Origin of the sequence: Paraburkholderia sp. Cy-641, from assembly GCF_011752945.1 — a bacterium.
GTDB lineage: Bacteria > Pseudomonadota > Gammaproteobacteria > Burkholderiales > Burkholderiaceae > Paraburkholderia.
On sequence record NZ_VWWM01000002.1, the window covers coordinates 56,595 to 70,550 of the forward strand.

At 61.0% G+C, this 13,956-nt stretch carries 16 protein-coding genes and 2 tRNA genes; 11 read left to right on the forward strand and 7 right to left on the reverse strand.

All coding sequences use genetic code 11. The features are described from left to right. Positions 1 to 13: 13 nt before the first annotated feature. Both F3J20_RS01620 and F3J20_RS01625 read left to right on the forward strand, forming a co-directional pair. On the forward strand, positions 14 to 880 hold the full coding sequence (locus tag F3J20_RS01620) for a cytochrome b/b6 domain-containing protein (protein WP_167046556.1): 867 nt from the start codon (positions 14 to 16) through the stop codon (positions 878 to 880). Then, on the forward strand, positions 877 to 1,653 hold the full coding sequence (locus F3J20_RS01625; RefSeq protein ID WP_167281557.1) for a molybdopterin-binding protein: 777 nt from the start codon (positions 877 to 879) through the stop codon (positions 1,651 to 1,653). Before F3J20_RS01620 ends, F3J20_RS01625 begins: the two co-directional genes overlap by 4 nt. A gap of 44 nt (positions 1,654 to 1,697) precedes the next feature. On the opposite strand, the gene F3J20_RS01630 is transcribed toward F3J20_RS01625, so the two are convergent. Together F3J20_RS01630 and F3J20_RS01635 are read right to left on the reverse strand one after the other, a co-directional pair. Then, complete coding sequence (locus F3J20_RS01630; RefSeq protein ID WP_167281559.1) at positions 1,698 to 2,288, reverse strand: HD domain-containing protein; 591 nt, start codon at positions 2,286 to 2,288, stop codon at positions 1,698 to 1,700. A gap of 53 nt (positions 2,289 to 2,341) precedes the next feature. Further along, the gene (locus F3J20_RS01635) at positions 2,342 to 3,289 is read right to left on the reverse strand and encodes an AraC family transcriptional regulator (RefSeq protein ID WP_240159173.1); all 948 of its coding nucleotides are present in this window, start codon (positions 3,287 to 3,289) and stop codon (positions 2,342 to 2,344) included. 195 nt (positions 3,290 to 3,484) lie between these two features. Here F3J20_RS01635 and F3J20_RS01640 point away from each other — a divergent pair, with 195 nt between their 5' ends. Continuing rightward, on the forward strand, positions 3,485 to 4,228 hold the full coding sequence (locus F3J20_RS01640) for an SDR family oxidoreductase (protein WP_167046548.1): 744 nt from the start codon (positions 3,485 to 3,487) through the stop codon (positions 4,226 to 4,228). Positions 4,229 to 4,259: 31 nt separating this feature from the next. Continuing rightward, positions 4,260 to 5,027, forward strand: coding sequence for an SDR family oxidoreductase (locus F3J20_RS01645; RefSeq protein ID WP_167281561.1), 768 nt, complete (start codon positions 4,260 to 4,262; stop codon positions 5,025 to 5,027). Between the two features lie 31 nt (positions 5,028 to 5,058). Here the strand turns inward: F3J20_RS01645 and F3J20_RS01650 are convergent, their stop codons facing one another. After that, positions 5,059 to 5,364: a hypothetical protein gene (locus tag F3J20_RS01650; protein ID WP_167281563.1), complete on the reverse strand. Its 306-nt coding sequence runs from the start codon at positions 5,362 to 5,364 to the stop codon at positions 5,059 to 5,061. A 47-nt stretch (positions 5,365 to 5,411) separates the two neighbouring features. Between F3J20_RS01650 and F3J20_RS01655 the strand changes: the two genes are divergently transcribed. The 3 genes from F3J20_RS01655 to F3J20_RS01665 all read left to right on the forward strand — a co-directional run bounded on the left by F3J20_RS01655 (position 5,412) and on the right by F3J20_RS01665 (position 8,039). Beyond that, positions 5,412 to 6,284 carry an alpha/beta hydrolase gene (locus F3J20_RS01655; protein WP_205299180.1) on the forward strand — a complete coding sequence of 291 codons (873 nt, stop codon included), beginning with the start codon at positions 5,412 to 5,414 and terminating at the stop codon, positions 6,282 to 6,284. Positions 6,285 to 6,932: 648 nt separating this feature from the next. Next, the gene (locus F3J20_RS01660) at positions 6,933 to 7,082 is read left to right on the forward strand and encodes a hypothetical protein (RefSeq protein WP_167046539.1); all 150 of its coding nucleotides are present in this window, start codon (positions 6,933 to 6,935) and stop codon (positions 7,080 to 7,082) included. A gap of 351 nt (positions 7,083 to 7,433) precedes the next feature. After that, a complete protein-coding gene (locus F3J20_RS01665) occupies positions 7,434 to 8,039 on the forward strand; it encodes a chorismate mutase (protein WP_167046536.1) in 606 nt (201 codons plus the stop codon). Positions 8,040 to 8,079: 40 nt separating this feature from the next. Here F3J20_RS01665 and F3J20_RS01670 read toward each other — a convergent pair whose 3' ends face one another. After that, positions 8,080 to 9,249 carry an exonuclease domain-containing protein gene (locus tag F3J20_RS01670; RefSeq protein WP_167281565.1) on the reverse strand — a complete coding sequence of 390 codons (1,170 nt, stop codon included), beginning with the start codon at positions 9,247 to 9,249 and terminating at the stop codon, positions 8,080 to 8,082. A gap of 404 nt (positions 9,250 to 9,653) precedes the next feature. Next, positions 9,654 to 9,857 (reverse strand): cold-shock protein, encoded by a 204-nt coding sequence (locus F3J20_RS01675; RefSeq protein WP_062128797.1) that lies wholly within the window; start codon positions 9,855 to 9,857, stop codon positions 9,654 to 9,656. 398 nt (positions 9,858 to 10,255) lie between these two features. On the opposite strand from F3J20_RS01675, the gene F3J20_RS01680 reads away from it, so the two are divergent. Both F3J20_RS01680 and F3J20_RS01685 read left to right on the forward strand, forming a co-directional pair. Continuing rightward, positions 10,256 to 10,510 carry a hypothetical protein gene (locus tag F3J20_RS01680; RefSeq protein ID WP_167281567.1) on the forward strand — a complete coding sequence of 85 codons (255 nt, stop codon included), beginning with the start codon at positions 10,256 to 10,258 and terminating at the stop codon, positions 10,508 to 10,510. A gap of 523 nt (positions 10,511 to 11,033) precedes the next feature. Beyond that, positions 11,034 to 12,182: a porin gene (locus F3J20_RS01685; protein ID WP_167281568.1), complete on the forward strand. Its 1,149-nt coding sequence runs from the start codon at positions 11,034 to 11,036 to the stop codon at positions 12,180 to 12,182. Between the two features lie 93 nt (positions 12,183 to 12,275). On the opposite strand, the gene greB is transcribed toward F3J20_RS01685, so the two are convergent. Then, the gene (gene greB / locus F3J20_RS01690; RefSeq protein WP_167046524.1) at positions 12,276 to 12,845 is read right to left on the reverse strand and encodes a transcription elongation factor GreB; all 570 of its coding nucleotides are present in this window, start codon (positions 12,843 to 12,845) and stop codon (positions 12,276 to 12,278) included. Between the two features lie 127 nt (positions 12,846 to 12,972). Between greB and F3J20_RS01695 the strand changes: the two genes are divergently transcribed. Both F3J20_RS01695 and F3J20_RS01700 read left to right on the forward strand, forming a co-directional pair. Next, positions 12,973 to 13,049 (forward strand) — tRNA-Arg (locus tag F3J20_RS01695). A gap of 79 nt (positions 13,050 to 13,128) precedes the next feature. After that, a tRNA-Arg gene (locus tag F3J20_RS01700) sits at positions 13,129 to 13,205 on the forward strand. Between the two features lie 130 nt (positions 13,206 to 13,335). On the opposite strand, the gene F3J20_RS01705 is transcribed toward F3J20_RS01700, so the two are convergent. Continuing rightward, the gene (locus F3J20_RS01705; protein WP_167046840.1) at positions 13,336 to 13,821 is read right to left on the reverse strand and encodes a phage protein NinX family protein; all 486 of its coding nucleotides are present in this window, start codon (positions 13,819 to 13,821) and stop codon (positions 13,336 to 13,338) included. Positions 13,822 to 13,956: the final 135 nt, after the last annotated feature.

Here is a 13,956-nt window from a genome sequence, read left to right on the forward strand (position 1 = left end):
ACGAGGCTTTTCAATGAACACCCCTGATTCAACGCATGCGCGGGCACCGCTTCCCCGCCCGACGCGCCGCCGGTTTATCCGGCGACATTCAGCGACAGTGCGCATCACGCACTGGATCAATGTGCTGTGCCTTTCCGTCATGTTGATGAGTGGGCTGCAAATCTTCAATGCGCACCCCAGACTGTATTGGGGCAAATATGGCGCGGATACCGACCATGCATTCATTGTCATCGGGTCGCGGAAACAGGCAGACGGTTTGCACGGTTTTTTGCGCATCGGTTCGCTGAGTATCGGGACGACAGGCCTTCTCGGTGTTTCCCAGGAAGGCAATGCAGTCGTGCCACGAGCATTTCCTTCCTGGCTCACGATTCCTTCTTACTACGATCTCGGCGCAGCCCGGAATTGGCACTTTCTGTTTGCATGGCTGCTGGTTATCAATGGCGCGATCTATCTCGCGCACGGCTTCTGGCGTGGCCATATTCGCCGCGATCTATTGCCGGATCGAGACCAGCTCGCACCGCGGCATGTGTGGCGCGAAGTACTGGATCACGCGCGCCTTCGTTTCGCCAAAGGCGATGAGGCACGACGCTACAACGCCCTGCAAAAGATCACCTATCTGCTCGTGGCACTCGTGCTGCTGCCGTTGATGGTGTTGACCGGATTGACGATGTCGCCGGGTATGGACGCCGTCTTTCCATTCCTGCCCGACCTGTTCGGCGGCCGCCCTTCAGCGCGTACGTTGCACTTCATCACGGCGTCCTTGCTCGTGCTGTTTGTCGTCGTCCATGTGTTGATGGTCGTCCTGTCCGGTTTCTGGAACAACTTGCGTTCGATGATCGACGGGCGTTATGCGATCGACCACTCGGGAGAGGCACGATGAAATCAGGGTTTTCGCGGCGGCGCATGCTGGCAGGCTTGATATCCGGTGCCGGCGCGGTTCTGCTTGCCGGATGCGATCGAGCAACGCAAAGTACCGGGTTCGGCGCCTTGCTGCGCAATAGCGAGAGGCTGACGATGGAGAGCCAGCGCTTGCTGCTCGGCCGTCAATCGCTGGCTCCGGAATACAGCGTGGCCGACTTGTCGCCCGTGTTCCGCGCCAATGGCACTCAAGCCCCCGACTCCGAGGAGTACAACCAGCTGCTCGAGAACGGCTTCGCCGACTGGCGATTGCAGGTGGATGGGCTCGTACAGCAACCGCTCAGCCTGTCGCTTGACGAACTGAAGCGTCTGCCATCGCGCACGCAGATTACCCGGCACGATTGTGTCGAGGGGTGGAGCGCAATTGGCCAATGGCAAGGCGTGCCGCTCGGGCGAATACTGGATCTCGCGCGCCTGAAGCCCGGTGCGCGCTATGTCGTATTCCACTGCGCGGACGAACTGGAGGTCACGTTCGACGGCAGCGGCCGCTATTACGAAAGCATCGATCTGCTCGATGCTTATCACCCTCAAACCCTTCTCGCCTATGCGATGAACGGCAAGGCTCTGCCGGTGGCGCATGGCGCGCCGCTGCGGCTGAGAGTCGAAAGACAACTCGGCTACAAGCAGGCGAAGTACCTGATGCGGATCGAAGTCGTCCCGGCATTCGATACCTTGTGGGGCGGCCGGGGGGGCTATTGGGAAGATCGGGGCTACGACTGGTACGCGGGCATTTGACGCCGTACGCGCAAACGTACGACGAGTCTATGGCGAATCGCGAACTACACCGCTTGCCCGTTCCGGAAATGCTCGATGACCCATCGCTCGCATGCCGCCCACAGATCGGGCGCCCCGGCTTCGATCACCGGGCCATAGCGGGAGAGCACCTGATCGAGCGAGACGTCGTTCTCCGTCCAGGTGCCGCCGCCGGTCGCGAGGTTGACGAGCAAGGGCTGGAAGCGATCAAGCGCTTTGGCGAACTTCGCGTCCGCGGTCTGCGCAAGCTCGAATTCCTGCCACAGGCCGAGAAGCTCGCTACCTTGCGGCTGCGGCAGCAGCCCGAACAATCGCACCGCCGCCTTCGACTCCTGTTCGGCCTGCAACTCGCGCGACGTGCCGCCATGGATCGGAAAATCGCCGACGTCGATCTCTACGATGTCATGCAGCAGAAGCATCTGGATGACCCGAGTCGCGTCCACGGTCTCGCCAGCATGCTCGCTCAGTATCAGCGCGTACATCGCGAGGTGCCAGGAGTGCTCGGCGGAATTCTCTTTCCTGCTGCGGTCCAGCAATGGGGATTGCCGTATGACGGACTTCAGTCGATCGATTTCCTTCAGAAATGCCAGTTGTTTATCCAGCGTGCTCGTCTGCATCGTTTCTCCTTGGGAAGCGGTGGGCCCGGTGCCGTTGCGCTAATGGGGCACGGCTAATGGGTCGCCGCTATTGCGTCGAGTTGCGCGGGCGCCATCAGCGCGAAAGCCGAGCGCATTTCGCGCGCTTCCTCGCCGGGACTGCGGCCAAAAAGCCGCTTGAACTCGCGGTTGAACTGCGATGCGCTTTCGTAGCCGACGCGCACGGCCGCTGCCGCCGCGGTGAGGTCATCGCGGATCATCAGCAGCCGTGCCTGATGCAGCCGCACCGACTTGATGTACTGGATCGGCGAGGTGGCGGTCACGGTCTTGAAGTGGGCATGGAAGGCCGGGATGCTCAGGTCCGCCTCGCGCGCCAGCGATCCGACGTCCAGCGCCTGGGCGTAATCGCTATGGATACGGCGCAGGGCGCGCGAGATCCGGCCGAAGTTGCCCTGGCTGGCCAGCGCCGCCCTGATCGCTCCGCCGCGCGGACCCATCAGAACGCGAAAGCACAGTTCCCGCACGATGGCCGGACCCAACACGCGGGCTTCGATCGGCGAGGTCAATGCCTTGAGCAGGCGCACGGTCGTATCGGCCAGCGCGGTGTCCAACGGGGTGGAAATAATGCCGACGGGCGTGGTGGCCGGCGCGCAGGCGTGATGCTCCACCTCGATGACCAGATCGGCCACGGCGGTCATGTCCAGCCGTACGGAGACGGCGAGCAAGGGCTCCCTGGGGCTGGCATCGGTTTCGGTCGAAAACGGCAGCGGCACCGAGAGCACGAGGTAGTGCTGGGCATCGTAGCGATAGAGCTGATCGGCCAGATAGCCGCGCTTGCTGCCCTGGCAAACGATCACGATGCTCGGCTCATACAGCACCGGCGTGCGCCCCAGCGGCCGATCCGCCCGCATCAGGCGTACGCCGTCCAGCAGCGAACGGGTATGCCCTTCCTGCGGGGCGAGCTGCCGGATCAGTGCGGCCATCTCGGCCTGCCGGGATGTGTCAGGACGCGGCTTGCTCATGAAGCGAGTTATTCCTCAAATACGAATAAGCTACATTTTTTCATCAACGAAGTGGTTTTCATAGATGAGAAATAGGAATAGGCAACGACGCGATAGGCTTGCGTCTAGTCCGGGGGACACGTCCTCTCTACGATTTCACCTTGTTCATTCCCCGCCACGGCTTTATTCGCTCGCACTGGGCAACAAGGAGAAAAGATGGAATCGACTACGTCGAATACAAGCAAGGTCATTGTGTTGACGGGCGCCAGCAGCGGCATTGGCGAGGCCACGGTCCGGCATCTGGCGCAGATGGGCCACCACCTGGTCATCGGGGCGCGCCGTATCGACCGCCTCACGGCCCTGCAGGAAGAACTGCGCGCTCAGGGCGCCAGTGTGGATGCGATCGCGCTCGACGTCACCCGGCTCGAAGACCTTCAGCAGATCGCCGCGTTCGCCCACAAGCGCTACGGCCGCATCGACGTGCTGATCAACAACGCGGGCGTCATGCCGCTGTCGCCGCTGGCCGCGCTGAAGGTCGACGAATGGAACCGTACGCTCGACGTCAACGTGCGCGGCGTATTGAACGGCATCGCCGCCGTCCTGCCCGTGATGCAGGCGCAGGGGTACGGCCACATCGTCAACGTTGCCTCGATCGGCGCGCATGCGGTCACGCCGACCGCCGCCGTCTACTGCGCCAGCAAATACGCGGTACGCGCCCTCTCCGACGGGCTGCGCCAGGAGACGGATTCGCTTCGCGTGACCGTCGTCAGCCCCGGCGTTGTCGAGTCGGAGCTGGCCGATCACATCACCGACGAAACGGCACGCTCGGCCATGCGCGAGTTTCGCCGCATTGCCCTGCCGCCGCAGGCCGTGGCGCAAGCCATCGGTTATGCGATCGCGCAGCCGGACGGCGTGGACGTCAGCGAAATCATCGTGCGGCCCACTGCAAGCCCGTATTGATCCCACGCAATCATTCTCTTAAGGAATCCCTATGTCTTACGTCACTTCATCCTCTCACGACGCGCCGTTTGCCGGACGCGTCGCCATCGTCACCGGCGCAGCCAGCGGTATCGGTCTCGCCACGGTCGAGCTGCTGCATCGCCAGGGCGCGCGCGTGGTCGCCGTGGACCTGAGCGAGAACGTCAATGCCCTCGCGCGCGACGGCATCGCACCGCTGGTCGCGGACATCGCGCAGGAAGCCAGCGCGACGCTGGCCGTGCAAGCGGCCCTGGAGCAGTTCGGCCGGCTGGACATTCTCGTCAACAACGCCGGGATCATCACCAGCAAGCCGGTGGTCGAGATGCGCCTCGAGGACTGGAACCAGATACTGGCGGTCAACGCCACCGGCGCGTTCCTGTTCTCCCGCGAAGCCATGCGGCCGATGATGGCAGCCGGGTCCGGAGCCATCGTCAATATCGGCTCCTATGCCTGCTACCAGTCGTTCCCCAACATTGCCGCCTATGCGGCGTCCAAGGGCGCGCTGGCGCAGCTCACGCGCACGCTCGCACTGGAAGCCATCGGCCACGGCATCCGCGTCAATGCGGTCGGCTCCGGCGATGCCATCACCAACATCACCAATGCCATTCAGCCGGACGGGCCGGCCTATCTGGCCGAGCACGGCCGCAAAGCGCCGATCGGGCGCGCGGCCCGCCCCGAAGAGATCGCGGAAGTCGTGGCCTTCCTCGCATCGGAGCGCGCCAGCTACATGGTCGGTTCGGTCGTCATGGCCGACGGCGGCATGAGCGTCGCCATCCCGTAACGCCATGCACAGGGAGTATCAGGACAGGCACTCACCAACCCATTCGAGGGTCTGGTTCAGCACGGAAGCCGCACGCGGCATCGGCCGCTCCCTCGCCCACCAAACGCTCGCCGACGGCGACGCCGTGGCTGCGCCCCCGCGCACGCCCGGCGGCCTGCGCGAGGCCTTCAACGAAAACCATGCGCGCCTGCTGGCATTGGAATGCCGATCTGGACGCATGGCGAGTCGCTCTCAACGCCGCCGCTTTCATCGACTGATTTCGCCGGTACGCGAATGCTGGAAAAAACGGTTGATCCTCCACCTGGGCGATGGCCGTTTCAATTTGTCGAACCGTCACGCACTTTCCCCATGCCCCTACCCACACTCAGAAACAAGAACCCGAAAATGAAAACGCATTCCCGGAAGCAAGGGTTGATGTCCACGCTGGCTGCCGTTGCGCTGCTTGCCGCCACCCATGCCGCTTTGGCCGTCGAGCGCTGGCAGACGCTGCCGCATACGCCGACGCCGCCGCACTATGATCGCTCGTCCCGTATCGAGCTTCGTGGCATCAGGCTTTACAACGCGGAGGTGGGACACGGCCGCCCGGTCATTCTGCTTCATGGCGGCCTGGCAAATTCCGATTGGTGGGCCCTTCAGGTCAAAGCGCTACGCGTGAATCATCGCGTCATCGTGGTCGATTCGCGCGGCCATGGCCGCAGCACGCGCGATACGACGCCGTACAGCTATGACCTGATGGCCGACGACGTCATCGCGCTGATGGACAAGCTCCGGATCAGGCAGGCCGACATCGTCGGCTGGAGCGACGGCGCCATTCAGGCTCTCGACATGGCCATGCGCCATCCGGATCGGGTGGGCAAGATCGTCGCGTTCGGCGCCAACACCAACACCGACGGCACGCGTCCGGACGCCGACAAGAACCCGACTTTCGCGGCGTTCATCGATCGCACCGGCAAGGAGTACGCGAAGCTGTCCCCCACACCGAACCAATACCAGGATTTTCTCGCCCAGATCGGCAATATGTGGGCGGCCCAGCCCAACTGGACGGACGACCAGCTCCGGTCGATCAGGTCCGAGGTGCTCGTGATGGACGGCGATCATGACGAAGCCATCAAGCGCAGCCACACGGAATATATGGCGAGAACGATTCCGCATGCACGCCTGACGATCCTGCCTGACGCCAGCCACTTCGCGTTTATTCAGGCTCCGGAGGCATTCAACGAGGCCATCCTGAACTTCCTGGACGACGATAAGCAATAAACCCACTTGCTGGCGATCGACACGCCGTTCGCCAGCAAGTGGGCGTCACCTTCCGCATGCTCTCCGACGCGTTCCATCGTTTTTTTGAATTCAGGCAAGTGCGGCTAGGACCATCCGGAATGCTCTGTCGTCGAATGCGGATGTTTTGGCACAAAAGTGCGGCCATGGGTTTGTTACCCAACCTTCAACGGTTAATTCCCGCATGAAAATCATTAAAAGGCGTGCGCAACGTCAACGAGGCGAGTGAATCTGTCGTTTACAAAAAATCAGGCCGGAAATCGTTCAACGGGTAAATAGCGAACGCTCGGCCTTACAGGCAGAAAATCTTGCCGATGTGGCGCCGCACAAACATTGTCATGATTGATTCACATAAAAACGTTAAGGCAGCGCACGAATTGCGCGGACTGCGGACGGGAAGGCAGGGCCCGGTACAGATGGGCATGACGGGGAGGAGCCGGCTAATTCGGATTTCGCACCGGAAAATGCAGACTGGCAATGGATGCGATAGTTAGACGATAAATTTTATTCAAACCCTCTGTTCAAGTGTTGGCTTGTGCCGTTAAAGCAACAGAGAACAGGTGACGTGCATCGGACGCTGGTGCGATGCGGGGACCGAGGCAGATAATCGGTTTGTAAAGGAGAAAGATCATGGATGCCAAGCCACCGAAGATTCCGACCCCGGATAAAGTCTTTTACCCGGATCCGGAACCCGTGGGCGTCGAGTTTCTGGGTGCCGAACTGCCTGAGCATGTTCGCGCTTTTTTCGACGAACAACGCAAGTCGTACGATCCGAAGTAATCGTGCAATCATGCGGTGCAACATCGACGCGCGTGCAACAGGTACGCGCTAAATGCACGCGCCCTCATTATCGTTATAACTTTGCGTCCGACATTCGCGTCGCGACGGTAAATCGGTTCGCCTGATTACAACGATGCCGCGCCACTCAGCCAGAGTGCGTGGACGCATGCGCGTTCTTTCTGTATGCCGCGTTTGTCGTACCTTCGGGCGCATGCCCCGCGTGCGACTTCATTGAGTCTCCACTCGCAGTTTCAGTCGCGCCGTAGTTTCAGCCGCGTAATACGCGCCGTCTGCCGGACATCATTTATTCTTCTCATTTTTCCTCAGCGGCCACCCGGCCTCGTTCACTACATGAATCGTCCGCATCGCTTCGGCGCGTCATACGCGCTCTCCGCCCTCGCACTCACCGCCAGCTTCGCCCTCGCGCCCGCTCCGGCCTTCGCCGATGGCGACGACACCGCGCTCACCAATCTGATTGCGCTGGTTTCGCAACGCCTCGCGCTCGCGGAACCGGTCGCGCGCTGGAAATGGGCCCATCATCAGGCGATCACCGATACGCCGCGCGAAAACGCCTTGCTCGCCGACGTGGAGAAGCGCGCCGCCGCGGCGAACGTCGACCCCGCGTTTGCGCGCGCGTTCTTCCAGGATCAGATCGACGCGAGCAAGGACGTGCAGAACGCGCTCTTTGCCACGTGGCGCAGTACACAACCGCCGCAGGGGCCCGCGCCCGATCTCGCCGCCAGCACCCGGCCGCAGCTCGACAAACTGACGCAATCGCTCATGGCCGGACTAGCGCGCGTGCAGCCGTTGCGCACGGCAGAAGATTGTCCGTCGCGTGTCGCGCGGTCGCTGGCGAGCTGGAAATCACTGACCCGCTACGACTCTGCGCATTCGAGCGCCTTGACGCGCGCGCTCGGTCACGTGTGCGAAACTGGCGGCGTCGGCGCAACCGGTTGAACCCGGCAGCGCGACTCGGCAGGATGCCCGCGAGCCTCGTTCAGACGAGGCTCGACTCAGCGCTCGACGCGCTGTTCGACTTGGGCGCCTCGCCCGATGCGCCGAGCGGCATCACGCGCAGACCGCGCGCAAGATGACTCTGCAGGATGCGATAGGTCGACAGCTCGAACGGCCCCGCGCTCGCCGACGCATGCAATTGCGCGGCGAGCGCGAGCGACGGCGCATGACCGAGGTAGCGCCAACGGTCGACCACATGAAAAGCGCGCGCCGCGTCCTCGCGCTCCTCAAAAACGATCGCGCCCGGAAACGGCCACGGCGCGTCTGCGGGATCGCTCTTCGTCACGCGCGGCAGGCGATTCTGGCTCGGCCGCAGCGTCGCGATCCACTGGGCTTCGGCAAGCATCGCACCCAGCTCGCCGCCGGTCGCGCGCCATTCGACCCGCCGTACCTGCTGCGCGAGCCGGATATCTTTCGACGAGCGCCGCTCGCCCGTCAGATGCGAGCGCAGCCGCTGACGCACGCGCACGCTTCGTCCGACGTAAAGCGGCGCATCGCCTTCGCCGTAGAGCGCGTACACGCCGCAGCCCGGCGGCGCGGTATCGAGCAGGTCTTCGGTGATGTCGCCGGCCAGCCGGTAGCGCCGCGTGGTGCGCTCGATCTGCGCGCGCAGCACCTCGGGCGGCACGAGTGCAGGCAGACGCTGCCAGAACTGCCAGATCAGATCGGCATCGGCGAGCGCGCGGTGGCGATCGGCGGGCACGAGCGCGTGACGCTCGACGAGCGCATCGAGCCCATGGCGCTTTTCGGCGGGAAACAGCGCACGCGATAGCCGCACCGTGCACAGGACGTCGGGATCGAACGCGAGCCCCGCACGACGAAACTCGCCGCGCAGAAATCCGCGATCGAAACTCGCGTTGTGCGCGACGAACAGCTTGCCGTTCAGGCGCTCGAAAAGCGCCGGGGCGATCGACTCGAAGGTCGGCGCGCCGCGCACCATTTCATTCGTGATACCGGTGAGTTGCTGGATAAACGAGGGAATCGGCTGCTGCGGGTCGATCAGACTGCTCCAGCGCGATACGCCGGCGGGCCCCACCTCGACGACGCCGACTTCGGTGATACGGTGCTCGCTCGTCGAGCCGCCCGTCGTTTCAAGATCGACGAAGACAATTGGTACATCCAGGGCCGGTTGCGGCGAAAACTGTTCAGACATGGAGGAAAAGAAGGCTTTAGACGCGTGACTTTGCGGCAAGTATGCACCAGTTATGCACCAGCCAGGCGTTATGCATTCAGGTGGCATCGCGCGACGCCCGCGAAACCGGGGAGCAAAAGCCGTTATGCAAGAAGGCGCAGTTTGCTGCTGACATTGAGCGGCGGCGGAATAATCCGCCGTGGCAGTCCGTCAGGCAGCCATTAGGCGGCAGTCAAAGCGGGACTATTCAAGAGTAGTCGAATTGCATTTTCTCCGTTATAGCCCGGGAGCCGTATTTTTGAACCATGCGGTTACACAAATAAGTGGCCACCCTTTAAATCTGTCCGAAAAATAAAAACCCCCGCACTTCGGCGAGGGTTCTCTCCTGATACGGCCGGAACCCAGGTCCCGGCGCGACGCAAATCCTACAGCGGCTGGATATTGGCCGCCTGCTTGCCCTTCGGGCTCGTCTTGACCTCGAAGGACACGCGCTGGTTTTCCTTCAGCGACTTGAAGCCTTCGCTACGAATCTCCGAAAAGTGCGCAAAGAGGTCCTCGCCGCCCGTATCCGAAGTGATAAAACCAAAACCCTTAGCATCGTTGAACCATTTGACGACACCAGTTTCCATTTTCCGCTTTCCTCTATGATTTATCAAAATCGGGCATTGCCCCGAATTGTTCCAATCCCGAATTCATCGGCGCTAATAGCTGACTATTGAAATACAGTATCGCCCAATGAAATGCAGCCTTGCCGTTATACGGGGAACCAGGAATCGTCGTCAAGTAAACTTTTCGTATGCGTTTAGCTCATTACGAGATAAATACACAATCCGCATCAAAATAAAAATATTCCGTCAATCTTACCGGGCAAGATTTAATCCACATCAAGCAACGGCAAAAATTGCGGCGTCACGTCAATTAAATGTAACGAAACCCTGGTTTCGGTAAGTGTTTGTCCGACTTGCTGCAGTGCATTCGTAATCGCATGATGCCAAGCAAGGGTAGCGATGCGCATCGGGAGGTTGCCATGCTCTTCAATGAAATTCGCCGTCTTTTCACCTGGCTTGCTCACTCGCGCACAAAGGTGGTTTCCGACCAGCCCGCCCGGGTTGCGGACACCCCCAGCGCTTTCGATTTCGATCCGATGTGGCACGGGGATCACTGGCAAAACCTGCTGTCCTCGCCGATGGACGCACGCCGTTACGTGATCGAAGACTGGAGCGTGGCGACCGCGGCCGACTGGAACGAGGCCGACGGCACGGCCGCCGGCGCACTAGGCTGACCCGCGAATATAGAGTCCGCAGATAAAAAAAGCGCGACTGGGAAGTCGCGCCGACAAAGGTTTGGAGATCTTTTTCGTCAACGAAAAAGTCTGCTTCGGAAAGCAGAACTTTCAGTATAGCGGCCATACGCGATTTCGTTTATTCGCACTATTAACAACCATCTATTGCCGCAATAACAACAATCGTTTTTCGTGTTTCTTTTCGTTGCTTTTTTGCATCGATTTGTGTCGCGGATCAACAACGCAATTCTCGCCATTCTCCTTCCGGGCTATCTCAATATGGCGCAAAGCCTTTACCTATAAGGCCCAAGCGGCATTCATACATCGTTTCCGGCTGCGTAATACTTTATTGCGCAAATCGGAATGCCCACTTCCGGAAGTGTCTCTCTACACTCTGCCTAATCGGAAACCGGCGCGAAGAATCTGATCGACGCGCTTCTCACGCGAATTCCGCTTCTCGCAGCGCCGCGTGAAGGTCTCCCAAGCCAGGGTTCAAACCTCTCTCGCTCTTGGAGTTATATCAATGAAGAAGACACTCATGGTCGCCGCCCTCACGGGCGTTTTCGCAACCGCAGCGCATGCCCAGAGCAGCGTCACCCTGTACGGCCTGATCGACGCCGGCATCACCTTCACGAACAACCAGCACGGCCACAGCAACTGGCAAATGACGAGCGGCTCGGTCAACGGCAGCCGCTTCGGCCTGCGTGGCGCCGAAGACCTCGGCGGCGGCCTGAAGGCTATCTTCACGTTGGAAAACGGCTTCGGCATCAATGACGGCACGCTCAAGCAGAACAGCCGCATTTTCGGCCGTCAGGCTTTCGTGGGTCTGTCGAGCGACCAGTTCGGCGCCGTCACCCTCGGCCGTCAATATGACAGCATGGTCGACTACGTCGCCCCGCTGGCGCTGACCGGCACGCAATACGGTGGCACGCAGTTCGCGCACCCGTTCGACAACGACAACCTGAACAACTCGTTCCGGATCAACAACTCGATCAAGTTCCAGAGCGCGAACTACGGCGGTTTCAAGTTCGGCGCGTTGTACGGCTTCTCGAACCAGGCTGACGGCTTCTCGAACAACCGCGCCTACAGCGCGGGCGCGTCGTACAACTGGGGCGGCCTGAACGTCGCGGCCGCTTACCTGCAACTGAACAGCAACGGCGCGAACAGCGCGGCGGCGGCGTTCAACTCGGGTGGCGCGGTATCGGGCGACAACACGTTCTTCGCGGCTCGTCAGCAAACGTGGGGCGCAGGTGCCAACTACGCGTTCGGCCCGGCAACGGTCGGCCTCGTGTACTCGCAGACGAACCTGCAAGGTCTCGCCGGCATCAGCCAGAGCGCATCGGGTATCTCGGGCGGCGTTGGCCTCCCGACCAACAGCGCCCAGTTCCAGAACATCGAAGCCAATGCCCGTTACGCTCTGACGCCGGCACTGAGCCTCGCGGCTGCGTACACGTACACGCGTGCAAACCTGTCCAGCACGCACGTGCACTGGAACCAGGTCGACCTGCAAACCGCCTATGCGCTGTCCAAGCGTACCGACGTGTACCTGCAGGGCGTTTATCAGGCAGCGAACGAAGGCTCGATCGTCGACGCCAACATCAATGGCCTCGGCGCAGCTTCGGGCAACAACAAGCAAGTCGCTGTGACGGCGGGTCTGCGTCACCGCTTCTAAAAACTGCTGAGGTATTCGCAGTAGAAAGGCGCCGTTCGCGGCGCTTTTTTTATGCTCGCGCTGCGCCCTGCCCGGGCGCTCAACCGCCGTTGCCTAGCCGCCGTTATCGGGCGGCGGATATTTGACGTCGAGAATATCGATCGGCTGCGGGCCTGCCGGTGTGAACAACGTGACCGTATCGCCGACTTTCGCCTTGAGCAGCGCACGCGCAATCGGCGAAATCCAGCTGACGTGGCCGACGTCCAGATCGACCTCGTCGATGCCGACGATCGTCACGGTATGGTCCTCGCCATCTTCCGTTGCATATTCGACGGTCGCGCCGAAGAAAACCTGATCGACATTCTCCTGCCTGCTGCTATCGACCACTTCAGCGAGATCGAGCCGCTTGGTCAGAAAGCGGATGCGCCGGTCGATTTCCCGTAGACGGCGTTTGCCGTAGATGTAATCGCCATTCTCCGAGCGGTCGCCATTCGACGCCGCCCACGACACGAGCTTGACCACGTCCGGTCGCTCGACATCGATCAGATTCAGCAGTTCATCACGCATACGCCGGTAGCCGGCAGGCGTCATGTAGTTTTTGGTGCCCGCGGGTACATCGGGCTGAGCGACGTCGAGATCGTCGTCACTGTCTTCGCTCGACTCTTTGACAAAGGCCTTGTTCATAGTGATCCAGTAACAGCAGCAAGCTACAACAACGTCCCAAGATGGTTACACGATCAGGCCTGTGACACAAATCTCCGTGATGGACTTCCATTTTTGGAATCCATTGGCTATAATCTCGTTTCTGTGTGCGGCTGTAGCTCAGTTGGATAGAGTACTTGGCTACGAACCAAGGGGTCGTGGGTTCGAATCCTGCCAGCCGCGCCACCTTATTCAAGGGCTTTCCTCTGGGAAGCCCTCAAGTTTTACCGATTTCATTGCTGTAATGCATCACCTGTTTTTGCGTGCGGCTGTAGCTCAGTTGGATAGAGTACTTGGCTACGAACCAAGGGGTCGTGGGTTCGAATCCTGCCAGCCGCACCACCTATGAAGGGCCTTCTAGTCGGAAGGCCCTTTGTTTTTTCCTGGCGCCCATCGGGTGCGTTATCGGACGGCCGCGAAGCGTTCTTACCGGAAGATACGCATACCGTTGCGGCGATAGTCGTCGGCGGTTTTATCGCGGCGACGACTGGATATCCCCAATCTGCCCATCCGGACGCGGCAGATCCTCGACAAAACCACCCACCGTCTGCTCGCTGATCGCCACGGCCCGCGCACCAGTCAATGCCTGCGTCTCGCGCAGCACGTCGCTCACGGTAACGCCGAAATGGCTCGCGACGAACGCCCGCAACAACGCCGTACGCAACGACTCTCCCCGCCCTTGCGCAGCACCATGCCCGCCCTGGAATTCCGCAACGCATACGGCACCGGCCTCGCCCTGCTCGCGCACGTCCAGCCGCCGCGCACGCTCGAGCACGACCACGGCAGTCTCCCACGACGTGGACGGCGTAAAGCGGCCATCCCACGGACGACCACGGTCATTGCCGCGAATCGCAACGATCTCGCCGCTATCGGTAAAGTAAATTTCGCGCACGAAGTCATGCAGGCTGCGGGCCACCCAATAATCGAGCGCCACGCCATTGAGGTCGGCTACGTTCATCAGCATTCCCCCAGTCGGTGAGACTTGCCTTCAGGCCACGCTCCGGATGCCGCACGAGGAATGCAAGAACCGCAGGCCAGCTACGGCGAGAGCACGGTCAAAACGAGCTTGCCGCGCAATCAGAACCCAAGCCGA